11 protein-coding genes are annotated in these 17269 nt (G+C 54.4%); 3 read left to right on the forward strand and 8 right to left on the reverse strand.

Annotated features, from left to right (window positions below; genetic code table 11):
• Positions 1 to 2 precede the first annotated feature (2 nt).
• Complete coding sequence (locus RO22_RS13770; RefSeq protein WP_027957530.1) at positions 3 to 1352, reverse strand: Na(+)-translocating NADH-quinone reductase subunit A; 1350 nt, start codon at positions 1350 to 1352, stop codon at positions 3 to 5.
• 306 nt (positions 1353 to 1658) lie between these two features.
• The gene (locus RO22_RS13775) at positions 1659 to 3113 is read right to left on the reverse strand and encodes a glyceraldehyde-3-phosphate dehydrogenase (protein ID WP_027957531.1); all 1455 of its coding nucleotides are present in this window, start codon (positions 3111 to 3113) and stop codon (positions 1659 to 1661) included.
• Positions 3114 to 3344: 231 nt separating this feature from the next.
• Between RO22_RS13775 and mfd the strand changes: the two genes are divergently transcribed.
• Positions 3345 to 6794: a transcription-repair coupling factor gene (mfd, locus tag RO22_RS13780; RefSeq protein ID WP_200890252.1), complete on the forward strand. Its 3450-nt coding sequence runs from the start codon at positions 3345 to 3347 to the stop codon at positions 6792 to 6794.
• A 111-nt stretch (positions 6795 to 6905) separates the two neighbouring features.
• Positions 6906 to 8075 carry a L,D-transpeptidase family protein gene (locus RO22_RS13785; protein ID WP_041158537.1) on the forward strand — a complete coding sequence of 390 codons (1170 nt, stop codon included), beginning with the start codon at positions 6906 to 6908 and terminating at the stop codon, positions 8073 to 8075.
• 177 nt (positions 8076 to 8252) lie between these two features.
• Here RO22_RS13785 and RO22_RS13790 read toward each other — a convergent pair whose 3' ends face one another.
• The 6 genes from RO22_RS13790 to RO22_RS13815 form a co-directional block, all read right to left on the reverse strand.
• Positions 8253 to 8516 carry an Lpp/OprI family alanine-zipper lipoprotein gene (locus RO22_RS13790; RefSeq protein WP_022523170.1) on the reverse strand — a complete coding sequence of 88 codons (264 nt, stop codon included), beginning with the start codon at positions 8514 to 8516 and terminating at the stop codon, positions 8253 to 8255.
• Between the two features lie 230 nt (positions 8517 to 8746).
• The gene (locus tag RO22_RS13795; RefSeq protein WP_027957534.1) at positions 8747 to 9376 is read right to left on the reverse strand and encodes a murein L,D-transpeptidase family protein; all 630 of its coding nucleotides are present in this window, start codon (positions 9374 to 9376) and stop codon (positions 8747 to 8749) included.
• A gap of 154 nt (positions 9377 to 9530) precedes the next feature.
• Complete coding sequence (locus RO22_RS13800; protein WP_022523168.1) at positions 9531 to 9995, reverse strand: hypothetical protein; 465 nt, start codon at positions 9993 to 9995, stop codon at positions 9531 to 9533.
• Between the two features lie 46 nt (positions 9996 to 10041).
• Positions 10042 to 10503 carry a DUF6586 family protein gene (locus tag RO22_RS13805; protein ID WP_022523167.1) on the reverse strand — a complete coding sequence of 154 codons (462 nt, stop codon included), beginning with the start codon at positions 10501 to 10503 and terminating at the stop codon, positions 10042 to 10044.
• Entirely contained in the window at positions 10500 to 13127 is a 2628-nt protein-coding gene (gene topA, locus RO22_RS13810; RefSeq protein ID WP_009286991.1) for a type I DNA topoisomerase, read from the reverse strand. Before topA ends, RO22_RS13805 begins: the two co-directional genes overlap by 4 nt.
• Positions 13128 to 13441: 314 nt before the next feature.
• Complete coding sequence (locus tag RO22_RS13815) at positions 13442 to 15985, reverse strand: DUF3141 domain-containing protein (RefSeq protein WP_041158538.1); 2544 nt, start codon at positions 15983 to 15985, stop codon at positions 13442 to 13444.
• A gap of 235 nt (positions 15986 to 16220) precedes the next feature.
• Here RO22_RS13815 and RO22_RS13820 point away from each other — a divergent pair, with 235 nt between their 5' ends.
• Positions 16221 to 17207 (forward strand): LysR family transcriptional regulator, encoded by a 987-nt coding sequence (locus RO22_RS13820; RefSeq protein WP_027957536.1) that lies wholly within the window; start codon positions 16221 to 16223, stop codon positions 17205 to 17207.
• Positions 17208 to 17269: the final 62 nt, after the last annotated feature.

Genomic DNA, 17269 nt, shown 5'->3' on the forward strand with positions numbered 1-17269 from the left:
TATCAGGCCTCTTTCTCGATCATGGTGAGATTATCACGCAGGATGGGGCCATATTCGTATTTGCCAGGGCAAACATACGTGCACAGCGCCAGATCCTCTTCGTCCAGCTCCAAACACCCAAGCTGCATGGCAACCTCAATGTCGCCCACGATCAACGAACGCAATAGCTGAGTCGGCATGATATCTAGCGGCATCACCTGCTCGTAGGCACCTACCGGCACCATAGCACGCTCGGAACCATTGGTAGAGGTCGTCGGCGCATAGTTGCTGAGCCCCTTAATCTTGGAGATATAAATACCCAAGACCGAGTGACGATTAGCACCAGGAGACAGCCAACCCATAAACGTGCGCTTGTTGCCCTCTTCCAGCAAACTCACTTGATTGCTGAAGCGGCCAAGGTAGGTCAACTTACCTTCAGCGGCAAAGCCAGAGAATACCGAACCAGAAATTACGCGAGTGTCCTCGGGTTTGATGACTTCGTTGGTCAGGAGTTCATCTGTACTAGCGCCGACACGGGTACGAATCAGACGCGGATTTTCAGCACGCGGGCCACCAATGGCAACCACACGGTTCATATCCAGCTTCCCTTCTACAAACAACTTACCGAACGCAATAACGTCCTGGTAGCCGATATGCCACACTTTTTTGTGCAGTGCGACTGGAGAAAGGTAGTGAATATGCGTGCCGACAAGTCCCGCAGGATGAGGGCCGGCAAAGCTTTCGGTTTTTACGCCGTCAACATCGCCACCCGGGACTGAGGCATTTTCGCCCGTACATAAGAAGACGTTGCCCTCGGTCAGGCGCGCTAACACCTTGAGGCCATCCTCGAATGCCTGCGACTGCTCGTTAATGATCAACGCAGGGTCAGGGCTAAGTGGATGGGTATCCACGGCGGTTACAAAAATATCGGCCGGGGTGCTATCAATGGCCGGGGTGCGCGAGAAAGGACGAGTGCGCAATGCAGTCCAGAGTCCCGATTCTACCAGTTGGTCGACAACGACCTGACGTTCAAGCTGCGCTAAGGCATTACGATCATGAGCAGCGAATTCGACCGCTTCCTCAGTTTCGTCTACTTTAATTACGACAGACAGCAAACGACGTTTTTCGCCACGGTTTATTGCAAGCACTTCACCGGCAGCGGGCGCTGTATAACGCACACCAGCAATTTTCTTATCGGTGAAGAGCAATTGGCCCAGTTTGACCTTATCCCCTTCCTGGACTTCCATCGTCGGCTTCATGCCAACGTAGTCGGTACCCAGGATTGCCACGTGGCGCACAGGCCGCGCATCTTCAATACGCTGCTCGGGCGCTCCCGTGATGGGGAGATCCAGGCCTTTTTTGACTTCGATCATAGTCTCGCCCAGTTGTTGGATCGGATATACGAAGGTATGGGGTTCGAATGCTTATTTTCTGCTCAGCGAATTGTTATTTTCTGCTCAGATTGTTACCAGTCCGGCCCAAGCAGCACTTGAACCACCCCGAAAAATCCATCGTATTATAAAGATAAGCGCGTCCAATGACCACATCCCTGATGACCACCAAAAGTGCTATATACATTGGCAAAAGATGAGATTGAGACCAAAAAAACGCCACCCGAAGGTGGCGTCAACGCATTCTCTTAGCTCTAACACCCGGCATGCGGGCTTTGCTAAGTTTAACTAGCGAGGAAGTTTTAAAAACCGTACGTTAGACATTTGCTGCAAAATACGTACGACTTGGCAGCTATAACCAAACTCATTGTCATACCACACATAAATGACCGCATGATGGCCGTTGGCGATGGTAGCTTTAGCATCCACGATACCGGCATGACGATTGCCCACAAAGTCCGACGACACCACTTCTGCTGAATCGACAAAGTCAATTTGCTTCTGGTAGGCAGACTCGATCGACATACGGCGCAAGTAGTCATTTAGCGCTACGGCATCTGTCGCTTTATCCAGGGTCAGATTGAGAATGGCCATAGAGACATTAGGGATTGGCACACGAATGGCGTTGCCGGTCAGCTTTCCCTCTAGCTCAGGTAGCGCTTTCGATACGGCCTTGGCTGCTCCTGTCTCGGTCAATACCATATTCAGCGCCGCACTACGGCCACGACGGTCACCTTTATGGTAGTTGTCGATCAAGTTCTGGTCGTTGGTATAGGCATGCACGGTTTCCACATGCCCATTCACCACACCGTACTCGTCGTTGAGTACCTTCAATACCGGAACGATCGCATTGGTAGTGCAAGAGGCAGCAGAGACGATGAGATCGCTGTCGCCAATGGATTCGTGGTTAATACCGTAAACGATGTTTTTAATATCGCCTTTACCCGGTGCCGTTAGCAGCGCTTTGGCAACACCTTTACACTGCAGATGCTGGCCCAAGCCCTCTTCATCGCGCCAGATACCGGTATTATCAACAATCACCGCGTTATCGATATCATACTCGGTGTAGTCAATCTCGCTGGGCGAATCGGCGTAAATAACCTGAATAACATTGCCGTTGACCGTCAGCGTGCGGGCCTCTGCATCGACCATGATGGTGCCGTCAAAAGGCCCATGTACTGAGTCACGACGCAGCAGGCTGGCGCGCTTCTCAAGATCTTTAGCCACATCGCCACGGCCACGCACCACAATAGCGCGCAAACGCAGCAGATTACCGCCCCCGGCCTTCTCTATCATCACTCGTGCCAGTAAACGACCAATGCGGCCAAAACCGTAGAGCACCACGTCTTGCGGCTCCCCGGTGCTAGCACCCGGCTGGTAGCCATCAATAATCTCTTGCAGCTCTTTACGCAGGAAGGCTTCGACATCGCCACCGCCCCGGTTCTTGAACATCACCGCCAGCTTCCCTACATCCACATGGGCGGGGCCAAGGTTCAAAGCGACCATCCCCTTCACGATAGAGTAGGTATCCTCAACGGAGAGCTCAGTCCCTTCTATTTTACGCACGAAGCGGTGGTCTTTAAGAATGCGGATGACCGACCGTTTAATAAGTGAACGCCCGAACATGGTGGCAACGACGTTATTCTGACGATAGAGCTGCCCTACTAACGGGATCATCTGCTCCGCCAAGGCTTCGTTGCCTTGCCATTCTTGAAAAACGTTTTCGAGCGCTTGCTGACTCACGTGCGGCCTCATCAGGTAGTGGGAACGGAGAGTGTATTATCCGGGGCAAGCGCAGCGGTCGCAATGACTGGATAGTCGCACAACATGTAGGGGTATTACAGAAATGCCAATCTCACTACAAAACCTCTTTCAGTACAGATTAACCCGCTACCTTAAGCCGCGGCACTCTAACTGAAACGGGTGATCGTGTATGATCTCCCTTCCGTTTCAGCGCAAAACGATATCTTGCTTATGCCGACATTCTCTCTGCTCGAACCGCCCCAGCCCCAAGGGACTCGCGATACGCTCTACTGGACATCGCCGCCGGGTAGCGCGACTGCGCTGGCACTCTCCCGCGTTGCTGCGAAAGCTCCGCTATTGGTGATCACTCCCAATACGGCCAGCGCGCAGCGTCTTGAACAAGATCTCTATTTTTATAGCGACGTACCGGTACTGCCCTTCCCCGACTGGGAAACGCTGCCCTACGACAGCTTTTCACCCCATCAGGACATTGTTTCTGCGAGGCTGCGCACCCTGCGCCAACTGCAAGATGGCGTGCGCGGCATTGTGCTGGTGCCGATCAACACGCTGATGCAGCGCTTGCCCCCGGTTGAGTACATTGCCGGGCGGGTCATGACACTCAAAACTGGCGAGCGCTTGAATCGCGAAGCGTTTCGGGAATCGCTCTCCCGAGCGGGCTATCGTACTGTCGAAACGGTCTATGAGCCCGGCGAATACGCCATGCGCGGCGCGCTGATTGACCTGTTTGCGATGGGTATGGATGAGCCGATCCGTATTGATCTGTTCGACGACGAGATCGATTCGCTGCGCCACTTCGACCCTGGCAGCCAGCGCTCGACTGATAAGCTGGAATCGCTAGAATTGCTACCCGCCCACGAGTACTCGCTAAGCCGCAGCGCAATTGCCTGTTTTCGTGAGCAGTTTGAAACCCTGTTCGACGTTGATCCGCGGCAATGCCCTCTTTATAACGATGCGTTGAAAGGCATTCCTTCACCGGGGCTTGAGCACTATCTACCACTGTTTTTTGAACACACCGCATCGCTGTTTGACCACCTGACCGACGATACACGAGTCGCACTGCTGCCGGGAGTTTTTGCTGCCGCCGAGCAGCACTGGCAGTCGATCGACGCTCGCTACGTAAATTTGGGCGTTGACCCAACCCGCCCGCTGCTGCCACCACACCGAGCGTTTTTCCCGGTCAACGATGTATTCTCGGCAATCAAAGCCTGCCCGCGAATAGAGTTAACCGAGGATAGCGAGCAGCGCCATGCGCAACAGCCTGAAGCCGCACCGCTTCCCACACTCTCTATTAATGCCCGCGCCAAGCAGCCATTGGCGGAGCTGTCAGCATTTTTGCACTCCCATGCCCAAACCCGGGTGCTGTTTGTGGCGGAGTCGCGGGGTCGCCGGGAAGCCCTGGAAGAGATCCTGTCGCCACTTCAGCTCTCGCTTCCGCATACCGATAGCTTCCACGACTTTCTCGCTAGCGATCATACCTATGCAATTACGGAAGGTTTGGTCGACAGCGGCTTATGGCTAAATAATCCAAGTATTGCGGTAATTAGTGAAACCGAGCTGTTTGGTGACGTGGTACGTCAGAGCCGTCGGCGCGAAAAAGCCACGGATGACAATGAGCTTGCAGTACGCCACTTGTCGGAGCTGCGCGAAGGTGCGCCAGTGGTTCACCAGGCCCACGGCGTGGGCCGCTATTTAGGGCTGGAAACCTTAGAGGCCGGTGGCCAGGCAAATGAGTTCCTGGCGCTCTCCTACGCCGATGGTGCCAAGCTTTATGTGCCTGTCGACAGCCTGCATATGATCTCCCGTTACAGCGGGGCCGGTGACGAACTGGCCCCGCTGCATAAGCTCGGTTCGGACCAGTGGGAAAAAGCCCGCCGCAAAGCCGCCGAAAAAATTCGCGATACCGCCGCAGAGCTGCTGGATGTCTACGCCCGCCGGGAAGCCCAGCAAGGGGTGGTCTATGAGGCGCCAGGCGAGGAGTATCTGCGTTTTGCGGGTAACTTCCCATTTGAAGAGACCGCTGACCAGCACGCGGCGATTGAAGCGGTCATCAGCGATATGACCTCCCCGCAGCCCATGGATCGCGTGGTGTGCGGCGATGTCGGCTTCGGCAAAACCGAAGTGGCCATGCGCGCGGCATTTTTGGCCGTACAGTCTGGCCGCCAAGTGGTGGTATTGGTGCCCACTACGTTGTTGGCGCGCCAGCACTTCGAGAACTTCCGCGACCGCTTTGCTGACACCGCCGTCAATATTGGCCTGATCTCGCGCTTTACCAGCGGCAAAGAGGTCACCCAGACACTAGAGAGCATTAAAAGCGGCCAAACGGATATCGTCATCGGCACCCATAAACTGCTCGCCAAAAGCGTTGAGCTGCCCAAAATGGGCCTGCTGATCATCGATGAGGAGCACCGCTTCGGGGTGGCGCAAAAAGAGAAGCTCAAAACGCTGCGTGCCGAAGTCGATATTTTGACGCTGACCGCGACCCCTATTCCGCGCACGCTCAATATGGCCATGAGCGGCATCCGTGATCTGTCGATTATCGCTACGCCGCCCGCCCGCCGTCTGTCGGTTAAAACCTTTGTTCAGCAGCACGACACCAGTATCATCAAGGAAGCCCTGCTACGTGAAATACTGCGTGGTGGGCAGGTCTATGTACTGCATAACGAAGTCAAAACCATTGAAAACAGTGCCGAACAGATTCGTGAACTAATCCCCGAAGCGCGGGTAGCGGTTGCCCACGGCCAGCTTCCCGAGCGCAGCCTGGAACGCATTATGTCGGACTTCTACCACCGACGCTTTAACGTGCTGGTGTGTTCGACCATCATTGAAACCGGCATTGATGTACCCAGCGCCAACACCATTATTATCGAACGTGCTGATAAATTTGGCTTGGCCCAGCTGCACCAGCTGCGGGGCCGGGTCGGCCGTAGTCACCATCAGGCGTACGCCTACCTATTAACGCCACCGCCCAAAGCGATGACCCGTGATGCTATCAAGCGTCTGGAAGCAATTAGCGCTTCGGATGATCTAGGCGCTGGCTTTACCCTGGCCAGCCACGATATGGAAATCCGTGGCGCGGGTGAACTGCTGGGGGATGAACAGAGCGGCCAGATGGAAACCATCGGCTACACCCTCTATATGGAGATGCTGGATCGAGCGGTGAAGGCCATTCGCGCGGGTAAAACGCCCAATATCGATGCGCCCTTCAATACCGGCGTGGAAATCAACCTCAACCTGCCTGCGCTGATTCCAAGTGATTATATTCACGATGTTCAGCAGCGCCTGGTGATGTACAAGCGGATTGCCAACACCCAGAGCGATAGCGAACTTAAAGAGTTACAGGTTGAGCTGATCGACCGCTTTGGCTTGCTGCCCAACCCGGTGAAAAACCTGATTCGCCAGACCAAGCTGCGCCACCGTGCCGAGCAACTGGGAATCAGCAAAATCGAGGCTGGCGAGAGCCGCGGTAGAGTATTGTTTGATAGCAGCACCCAGGTGGATCCCTTAACCCTGGTGACCCTCATTCAGACGTCACCAAAGCACTATCGTTTAGATGGCTCTGACACCTTACGGTTTGAATTACCAATGGAAAGTGTCGACAAGCGCTTCCAGCAACTTGAAAACCTACTTAGCACCCTTAACCAAAAAGTAGCGGCGGCGTGAAGCTTGGGGCAAACTTGCCAGTAGCCATGGCCCAGTTGATCAACAGCCGTTTATTGATCCCAGTGGCCCAGCAACGCGCATCAGCAGTGAATTAACACATTAGGAACGATCATGAACATTCGCAATACCTTTACCCTTTGGGGCCCTACCAGCTTGGCCGTGCTACTCGCTGCTAGCCTGGTGAGCCCCGCTTTTGCGCAACCAGCTAACGAGCAAGCCGACAGCCCAACACAGGCGCAAGAGCAGCAGACTCAAGAAAGCTCAGAAGAATCGCCACAGGCGCAAGCACAGGAAATCAGCATAGACGCCGTCGATAGCGCCGCTCAGGTTGCTGATCAGGATGAGCTACCCCGTGGTCACTTCCGCCTACCCGAAGAAGGCGATGTCATTGGCGAGCGCTACACCGTCGTTGTCGAAGACCCCAAGCAGACGCTGATCGATATCGCCCGACGCCACAACATTGGCTATGAAGAGATTCGCATGGCCAACCCGGGTGTCAGCCTCTGGGTACCTGGCGTAGGTACCGAAGTGGTGATCCCCGCCCAATACATTCTTCCGCCTGCGCCGCGGGAAGGCGTTGTCATTAACCTTTCTGAGCTACGTCTCTACTACTACCCTGCCGACAAACCCGGCATCGTCGAAACCTACCCGGTTAGCGTGGGGCGTGAAGAGTTCGCTACCCCCGTAGGCATCACCCGCACCACGGTTAAGGTTAAAGACCCCGCCTGGGCTCCACCGGCATCTATGCGTCGCGAAGCAGCCGAACGCGGCGAACCAGCGCCTTCCGTGGTACCGCCCGGCCCTAACAACCCCTTGGGCGAGCACGCAATTCTGCTGGCCATGCCGAGCTATCTCATTCACGGTACCAACCGCCCTGATGGCGTCGGTATGCGCGTTAGCCGTGGCTGTATCCGCATGTACCCGGAAGATATCAAATCGCTCTACGAGCGTTTGCCTAGCGGTACTCAGGTCAACCTGATGGATGCACCGTTCAAAGCGGGCTTTGCAGCCGATGGCACGCTGTTTGTGCAATCTTTCCCACAGCTGGAAGAGAACGCGGAAGGCTTTGAGCCACTGCTTAATGCCCTTGAACGCGTCACTGAGCTAACTGGCAGTGACGTTGAAATAGACGCGGACAAGATTCAGCGCGCCGTAGAAGCTCCTGACGGCCAATTTATCGCGCTATATGGCCCTCAGGCTCCCGAGCCAGAACCAGAGCCTGTTGAGCTGATTGACGAGCTTAAGCTCAGCGCCGCCACTGACGACGATAAAGACGCTTAACCGAATACCTAGCAACAAAAAACCCCGCCAAGGCGGGGTTTTTGCGTAGCTAGTATCAAAACCTACTGGTCTGACGCTTTAACGTACAGCGCCTTACTACGGCATATTAACTAACTACAGCTTTCTTCCAGCAGCTGCTGAGAGAGTCAGACGACTCCCTCAGCAGCCCAAGCAGAATTACTTCTGCATGGAACGCTGGAACATACGGTTCATTTCTTCACGGTTCTGCTCAGACATCTGCAGAGCAGCCTGCGCGTCGCGCTGGGCTTGGTTTGCAGTGTTCATAGCTTGTGAAGCCATGCTGCGTGCTTCTGCAGCGTCAGCCTGTGCAGATTCTGCAGTCATGCGAACTTCTTCCAGCGCGCTGGTAGAAGCACAACCAGCAAGAATTGCCAGAGAAGCGGCAGCAGCAGTCATCTTCAGAGTAGTTTTCAGAGTCATAATGTTCTCCTTGAGTCGTCCTTGGGTACTACGTTAAGGGTATGACAAAGGTAAGGCTAGTCACTTAAATTAGAATAAGTTCTTAGCTTAAATTTGTCTACCTGCGGTGCAGGTTCTTTTCAGTGACTTGTGCTGCAAAGCACGCAAGTCAAACGCTGTTTTATAATAGACCACAGCGGTTGTCTATAGCCACCTGTTTAAAACCTCGAACTTCCATCAACGGCGTTAGCTTAACGGATCACTACCCGAGTGCCAACACCCACTAGCGCTGCCAGGCGATCGATTTGATCGTTGGTAACGGCAACACACCCCTGAGTCCAGTGATAGCGCCCATGAATATCGGGGTCTGCGCTACCCAGGCCATGAATTCCAATCGCCCCACCCAGTGCGGTATCTTGCGGGGGGCGACCGTAACGTCGATAGTAGTCGAAGTAGTCATCATAATCAGCTTGGGAATAAATCCCTTTTTCCAGCGCCATTCTAGCGTGCGCTGGGGTTGGGTAATCAATGCCTATGAAGGTACGCCACTGGCTTTCGTAATTAAAACGGTTGACATGAAACTCCCCCATGGGAGTCACATTATCGCCGCGAACCCGTTGGGTTTTAGCCCCAGCACGGCCAAGTGATATGGGCGCAAACCGCTCCAGCAGCGCGTTACCCCGAAACACGCTAAGGGTGGCCTCTTTGTCGTCCACCAGCACCCACAGTTCGTTGCTATGACGCGGCACATGAGCGCGACTCAGTATCGTTTCTACGAGATCAGTGGCGGTATCCTGACTGGGCGCAGTAACAGCAGCACTGGCCACGGCTGGCAAGCTCAACACCATGGCTAAAAATCGACGGCGATTAACTAAAAACATGACAGCTCTCGAAACAAGTTAGCCCGCGATTGACCGACTCGGCGCATCTGGTGGCTGTTATACCCTATTCCCACATTCGCCGTTAGCAATTTCGTCATGTACACGACTGACGCCCCGAAGAGCAGTAACCGATAATCCACTAGTAGAGACCCCATCAAACGCCCTGAAACTCTTCCATACTCGCCATTATATTGCGTATCTCGGAATTATGTCCTTGAGCCAGGGCATTGAAAAACTCCTCTTCAGGCTCAATTTTCGCTCGTGCCGCGCGATGCTCGTAGAGCGCTTGAAGGCGCTGATGCGACGATGTGGCAGTTCTCATCGCATCCTCTATCGAGCCGGTGATGGTTTGTTCCGACAAGCGATCCAACTCAGGCGGCTGGGGGAAATCGCTGGAATCATCGAACCATAACTCCAGCACTTCTGAATGGTCAGAGCCATCGTGGAAGAGATCTTCAAGCCCCGTTTTCATTTTTAGCTCACGGCTGGCCAAGTAATTAAACGCCATCTCTAAGCGCTGATTCTCAGCATCCTCAGCGGCTTCGCTATACTGTCGCGCCATCCGGGCATGAAAACCCGCCGCCCATTCGATTAAATCTTTCACCTGGTTATAGCGCATCATGATCTCCTTTCTTAACGACTTGAGCGATGCATAACAATAAACACTACCACTCCAGGCTGGTTTCGCGCAGCGCGCCTATTTCACGCTTGGCCGCCTGAAGATTATCCAGTAACTGCTGGCGCAAACCGGCCTGATTACCCACGGCAATCATAGCGGGGTTGTGAGTTTCGCGCCGCGCAGCACCTTCGTCACTATGTAGGCGCTCAAGTTGCCCCTCCAACCAGTTCAGCCAGCTTTCCGGCTGGGCTTTCAAGTCGCGCAGACGTTGCAGCTCGGCCAAGGCAGGGCCATCCTGGGCCAGCAATACAGTCCAGCGATGCTCCGACAGCCGAGCGTGTTCAGTAACTTCGCGCAGTAACGACTCAAGCGCCAGCTCAAAAAGCGCCAGCGCACTCTCTTCCAACGCCATCTGCCGCGCAGAAGCATGCTCATCACTTCCCGCGGGCAAGGTGACTAATAGCTCCGCCTGATAGAGCAGCTGGTTGGTTCGTGACCGTGCATTCACTTGCGTTTGTCCTCCACGTGCCATTTACCGGCATCAAACATGGCTTTCCAGCCTGTGGCCTTGCCCTCCTCGTCGGTCATCACGTACTGCTCTTTGCTCTTCCGCGAGTAGCGGATTTGCGCCGGGCGACCATCCGGATCTTCACTCGGCGCTTTAAGAATGAAGTGATACTTTTCGGGCAGCTCATCGGCGTGCGCTTTCAGCTCTTTCACCAGCGGCGGCCGTGTTTCACGATTTTTAGGGAACTTGCTGGCAGCCAAAAACAGCCCGCTTGCGCCATCACGCAGCACGTAATGGTCGTCAACTTTTTGGCAAGCCAGTTCCGGCATCGGGATCGGGTCCATTTTTGGCGGCGCCACTTCGCCGCTTTTCAATAGCTTACGGGTGTTTTTACATTCGCTATTGGTACAGCCAAAATACTTGCCAAAGCGGCCTGACTTCAACTGCATCTCAGAGCCGCACTTATCGCACTCGATGATCGGGCCGTCGTAGCCTTTGATCTTGAATTTGCCGCCTTCAACTTCGTAGCCGTCACAATCGGGGCTGTTACCACAGATGTGCAGCTTACGCGTTTCATCGATTAGGTAGTTGTCCATCGCCGTGCCACACTTGGGGCAGCGACGCTTGGCACGCAGCGCATTGGTTTCGGCCTCTTCTCCCGCGTCTTCGGCCACCGCCTCTTCACCAGGAATCAGGTCAATGGTGGTTTTACAACGCTCTTTGGGCGGCAAATTGTAGCCACTACAACCCAGGAAAACCCCGGTGGAAGCGGTACGAATTTGCATATGACGACCACAGCTTGGGCAGTCGATATCCGTTGGCACCGGCTGATTGGGGCGCATGCCATCTTCGCTCTCAGCCTTGGCCAGCTCTTCACGGAATTCTTCGTAGAAGGCATCCAGCAGCGCCTGCCAGTTGCGTTCGCCTTCGGCGACCTCATCCAGACTATCTTCCATGCGGGCAGTGAACGAGAAGTCCATCAAATCAGGGAAGGACTCTTTCAACCGCTCGGTGACGATATCGCCCAGCTTTTCGGCATAGAAACGACGGTTTTCCAGCTTCACATAGCCGCGATCCTGGATCGTTGAGATGATTGAAGCGTAAGTTGACGGTCGGCCAATGCCCTGCTTTTCAAGCTCTTTGACCAGGCTTGCTTCGGTGTAGCGTGGTGCTGGCTTGGTAAAGTGCTGCTGAGGATCGAGCGCTTCCAGTGCCATAGGCGTACCTTTTGGCAAGTCCGGTAAGCTCTGATCTTCATTTTTACCACTAGGCTTCATCACCCGGGTATAACCATCAAACTTCAGTACACGTCCTTTGGCACGTAGCTCGTAGCCATCGACTTCAACACTCAGCGTGCTTGAAAGGTACTCTGCAGGGGTCATTTGGCAGGCCACAAATTGACGCCAGATCAGCTCGTAGAGACGCTCGGCATCCCGCTCCATTCCGGCCAGATCGGAAGCCTTACGCTCGACACTGGAAGGGCGAATCGCCTCATGGGCCTCTTGAGCACTCTCTTTGCTGCTATAACGATTAGGTGCTTCGGGCAGGTAGCGTTCGCCGAACTCTTCACCGATATAGCTACGCACACCCTCAACCGCATCTTTCGATAAGTTGGTGGAGTCGGTACGCATATAGGTGATGTAACCCGCCTCATAGAGGCGCTGAGCCATGGTCATGGTTTTCTTCACAGAAAAACCTAACCGGCCACTCGCCGCTTGCTGCAGCGTAGAGGTAATAAAGGGTGCCGTGGGCTTTGAGCTGGTGGGCTTGTCTTCCCGTGAGGTAATCGCCAGCTTGGCTTTTCTAAGCTGCTCAATACGCGCAAGGGTGTCTTTTTCGGAGGTAGGCTTAAAGGCCTTGCCATCCTGACGAACCAGGGCAAAACGCACCAGCTCACCCTCAGGAGAGGCCAAATCCGCGTGCACATCCCAAAACTCTTCGGGAATAAAGGCACGGATTTCGCGCTCGCGCTCAACAATTAGACGTACCGCGACTGACTGTACACGGCCAGCCGACAGCCCGCGCGCTACTTTCGCCCACAGTAGAGGCGAAAGCATAAAGCCCACAACGCGATCCAGGAAACGCCTTGCCTGCTGCGCCTCTACCCGGGGGATATTGAGCGCGCCAGGCGCCTTGAAAGCGTCTTGAATCGCGTTTTTGGTGATTTCGTTGAACACCACGCGCTTGTAGCGGCTGTCATCGCCACCGATGGTCTCGCGCAGGTGCCAAGCAATGGCTTCCCCTTCGCGATCCAAATCCGTTGCGAGGTAGACAGCGTCAGCCTTCTCAGCCAGCTTCTTTAGCTCGGCAACGACTTTCTCTTTTCCGGGCAGCACCTCATAGCGGGCTTCCCAGCCGTTGTTGGGGTCAATCCCCATCCGCCGAATCAGCTGATCTTGGCTTTTACGTTTTTTATATTCTACTTTCTCTTCCGCCGACATCTTGCGTGTCGCTGCGGCCTGGCGCGCGCGCTCCTTGGGGTCGGAGGCTGCCTTACCTGAGCCGCTGGTCGGCAGGTCACGAATGTGGCCCACGCTCGACTTCACGATGAAATCGTTGCCGAGATATTTGTTAATCGTCTTCGCTTTCGCTGGCGACTCGACGATGACCAGTGACTTGCCCATAGTGCTCCACTTTCCTAATGCACGGACTGTCTAGCGCGTGCTCTGAATTCGGTGCCGTATCGACGGGCTGAAACTGCCCGTTAAAAAAGATACGGATGAAAAAATGCGCCTACCCTACCCCAGCCCTTAGCTAAGCGCCAGTGGCAACCAAGCCGTAGGGAGAATCCATAGACTTTAAACAACCAGGGTTATATTTCAGACAAATAGTAGCTAGACACTAGACTGCCACCGACATTACAGCAACCCAAAAGGTAATAAGGCAAACAAAGCGCCCCCACCAAATAGGCGGGGGCGCAATGAGCTAATGTACTGATTTAGCGTTTAGGCGGCGTCTTTTTACGTCTGGTAGTGCTGGTGGGTTTAGCCGCCGGCTCACTGGCCGACTCGCTAGTCGCAGCAGATTTAGACGATGACTCCTTAACCACAGACTCCTCATTCACCACGGGCTGCTCCTTGGCCACTGGCGCAGACGAAGTCGTTTGCGTTTCGGCCAGCTTAGCAGTAGCAGCTTTGGGCTTAGCGGCAGGCTTAGTTGTCGAAGCCGCTTTGCTGGCCGTCGGCTTGCTCGCAGCTGGCTTATTCGCTACCGATTTGCGGGGTCTTGCCTTATCAAACAACACTTTAATTTGAGCAAAGCGCTCAGCAGCATGCTCTGAAAGATCGCCGCTGGCGGCAAAGACATGCTCAAGGTGGCTAATATAGCCATCGACATCATCGTTGCTGCTACCTGCTAGCAAAGTAGGCAGCGAATTCAACGCCTGCTCACGATCCAGCTTCAAGATAAAGAACTGCTCGCGCACCAAGTTTTTAAAATCACTCAGTTCGATACCAGGCTCAAGCTCCGCACGGGAGGCGCGTAGCCGCTTAAAGTTACGCTCATCTGTCGCTGGGGCGCCACCGAGCACATAGATAAGCGAGCGCATAACCGCTTCATGGGCACTGCCCTTAGCAATTTTCTCTCGCAGCTCTTCCTGACGCTGCTCAATAAAGCGACGGTGCTCGGGCTCTGCCCCTGGACGGCGGCGGTGTACATGGGCATCGCCATACAGACCGACAGCAGCCTGCAATAGCGGCTGGCCGTAGATATCCATAAACATTTTTTCGGTGCTGCTATCCCGCAAATCGCGCATCGCATTGAGGCTGGCGACCAGTTGATCAGACCCCATAGTTTCAAGCGTTTTGAACAGATTATCTTTTGATACTGGGTGACGATTTTTGCGCACTGCTTCCGCCATTACCGGTAGCGGCACCGAAAGTGGATTACGATCAGAAAGCAGCTTGTAGCCCAAACGGATAGGGTGCATACGACGAATCAAGCGGGCAGCTTCCGGTGTCATGATGGCTTTTAGCCACGGCTGCAGAAAGAGCCGATACATCCCCAAATTGATTTCTGAGATCCGTGCCACGGTGGCAAAACGACGATCATCCTCTGGCTTGTGCATTACTGCCTGATCTAACTCTTCAAAGTTACGCGGCATAAATTCGAGCAGATAATCCCGCTCGAACAGCTCAGCGTCTTCACCCTTCTCTGCCGGAGATATGGAGGTTTCGTACAGCCCAGGCGGCAGTACGTCGATGTAATCCATATTGGCGGTGAATTCGGTATGCTCTTTGCGCGATACGCTGCCCGAAACAAATATACCTAGATGGCCGGTCGTATCATGCTGGCAATAGACGATGGTTTGCTCATTGGCAATGATGTCATCGGTGTTTGCATATAAATCACGAATCCACCCCAATGCTTGAGGCGGCGGAGTAATGTCATCCCCACGCGAACAGAACACAACCACCGGCGAACGCACATTACGCAGGTCGATTCGGCGGCCATCATGGGTGACCAGCTGCGCGGTAGAGAGCCGATTACCGACAAATAGATTATCGACGATATACTGAATCTCTTCACCGCCTAATACGACGTGACCACCCCACCAACGCTCAAAATCGAGGTATCGGCCCGCTTCGGTATCGATATTGTCGTAAAGGTGATACTGCTTTTTCCAGTAGGTATTAGCCGGGTTGAGGCGCTCGAAGTTCTGCACCAGCCACGCCCCGTCAAACAGGCCGTCGCCAATATCACTGGTGAGTGCCGTAATCCAGCTGCCTCCCGCCATCCCACCGGTATAGCGCATGGGGGCTTTGCCGTGCTCACCAGCCCAGTAGGAGAGTGGCGCGCCAGCAATCAGGATAGGGCCAAAAACGTCAGGCTCCAAGGCAGCCGCCATCATGACCTGCCAGCCCGCCTGGCAATTGCCCACCACCATCGGTTTTTCAGTCGTTTCGGGATGCAGCTCAATCACATGGCGCAAAAAAGCGATCTCCGACTCGACCACATCCTCAACGGTTTGGCCTGGCTCAGGAAACGGCAAAAAACCAATAAAGTAGCAGGGGTGCCCCGCTTTAAGCGCCACGCCCAACTCACTGTCCGGCTTAAACCCTCCAATCCCTGGCCCATGCCCCGCACGTGGGTCAACCACTACAAACGGGCGCTTTTGCAGATCAATTTCTGTCCCTTCGTGGGGCAACACACGCAACAGTTCGTAGTTGGTTGGCCGCGGCAGCGTCCGACCATCCATCAGCACTTCGGTATCGAACCCCAACACATTGGGCTTGGTTTGCTCCATATGCTCGAGGTACTGATTACCGCGTTCGCGCATAACGTCCAGATAGAGAACGCTGCGCTCCATGCTATCGCGCCAGTAACCAAAGGCTGCACGCCCAAACCCGAAAGGATCGAATAATGAAGCGATCGCCTCACTTCCAGGTATGGCTGTGGAATCATTTTGTTGCTTCAACCATGCGCTAGTGAAAGCGTTAGCAGGAAACATAGTCTTGGCGAGTGGGTTAGCAAGAAAGTTCATAGGGTCTCCCGTTGGGTTGATGCACAGGCATCAGACCCGAAAGCAATGATGCTGCAATGCAATATAGTCTAGGCCACTATGCGCACGGCGTCGATCTTTAACCCTGGCAATTACGCCTTATGTGACTAATGAAGTCCTATTTAGGCAGTCTAAAAGATTCAGTGTTAGCATGCTTTGCCCTGGCGATGAAGCCTGATTTTGATATTAGTTAAAGGGTGCTCACTACGAGGTTTTTATGTCATCCCCCAATCTGCTCAATCGCCTAACATTTCGGCAACTCCAGGTCTTCCAGGCGGTGCATCGGCAGCGCTCCTACTCTCGTGCAGCTGAGCAACTGGGACTGACCCAGCCAGCAGTCAGCGCGCAAATACGGCAGCTTGAGTTGGCACTGGGTCAGCCTCTGTTTAATTATGCGGGTAAAACGCTTCACACGCTTCCCGCCGCCGATACCCTCGCCCACTCAGCGCGCGAAATTTTTGGCCAACTGTCACGGCTGGAAATGAACCTATCGGATATTAACGGCAAAATAAGCGGCGAACTCAACATCGCAGCGGTTTCCTCAGCCCAATATGTGGTGCCTTATTTACTTGCCCGCTTCCGTGCTCACTATCCCGAAGTACATGTCCGCTTAAAGGTATGCAATCGCTGCCAGGCACTCGATCGATTGGCTGAGCAGCAGGACGACTTGGTTATCATGGCCATGGTGCCTGAAGACGATCGCTTGGTAGTGATGCCGATTATTGATAACGAACTGATCGCCGTCGTCTGGCCCGAGCATCCGCTACTTTCGATGCCGCAACCCTCCTTAGCAGACTTTGCGCGCCATTACGTGCTAATGCGCGAACCCGGTTCCGGCGTACGCAACGCTTTTGAGCAGATGGCGGCCAGTCAGCAGGTCGCGCTTCCCCACTGTATTGAGTTAGGTACCAATGAAGCGATTAAAGGGGGCGTCATGGCTCACTTAGGTGTTGCCGTGCTGCCGCGTTTGGCAGTGCAGCTGGAGCTTGAGCAGGGGTTACTGTTTGAGCTGGGGTTGCCCGACTTTCCCATCCACCGCTCTTGGTGCACGGTCTATACGCGGGAGCGCTTACCCACTCCGGTCGCCGAGCTATTTTTGAGTTTCATCCGTGAACACTTACCCGACTATCGCCGTCACTTTCAGGCGCCCGCCAGCCCCTTACCCAGCCATGGGGTAGCCTGTTTGCCGATACTTCCCTCCTGAAGGCGAGTGATGGCTTACGGTGTCTTGTTGGCAGCGAGATATGTTACATTAGCCATCATTAG

This window comes from Halomonas sp. KHS3, assembly GCF_000830495.1.
Classification (GTDB): Bacteria; Pseudomonadota; Gammaproteobacteria; order Pseudomonadales; family Halomonadaceae; genus Vreelandella; species Vreelandella titanicae.

Coding starts and splice junctions, on each gene's coding strand:
- RO22_RS13770 (WP_027957530.1), bottom strand. CDS start 1,352: ATGATCGAAGTCAAAAAAGGCCTGGATCTCCCCATCACGGGAGCGCCC.
- mfd (WP_200890252.1), top strand. CDS start 3,345: ATGCCGACATTCTCTCTGCTCGAACCGCCCCAGCCCCAAGGGACTCGC.
- RO22_RS13785 (WP_041158537.1), top strand. CDS start 6,906: ATGAACATTCGCAATACCTTTACCCTTTGGGGCCCTACCAGCTTGGCC.
- RO22_RS13790 (WP_022523170.1), bottom strand. CDS start 8,516: ATGACTCTGAAAACTACTCTGAAGATGACTGCTGCTGCCGCTTCTCTG.
- RO22_RS13795 (WP_027957534.1), bottom strand. CDS start 9,376: ATGTTTTTAGTTAATCGCCGTCGATTTTTAGCCATGGTGTTGAGCTTG.
- RO22_RS13800 (WP_022523168.1), bottom strand. CDS start 9,995: ATGCGCTATAACCAGGTGAAAGATTTAATCGAATGGGCGGCGGGTTTT.
- topA (WP_009286991.1), bottom strand. CDS start 13,127: ATGGGCAAGTCACTGGTCATCGTCGAGTCGCCAGCGAAAGCGAAGACG.
- RO22_RS13815 (WP_041158538.1), bottom strand. CDS start 15,985: ATGAACTTTCTTGCTAACCCACTCGCCAAGACTATGTTTCCTGCTAAC.
- RO22_RS13820 (WP_027957536.1), top strand. CDS start 16,221: ATGTCATCCCCCAATCTGCTCAATCGCCTAACATTTCGGCAACTCCAG.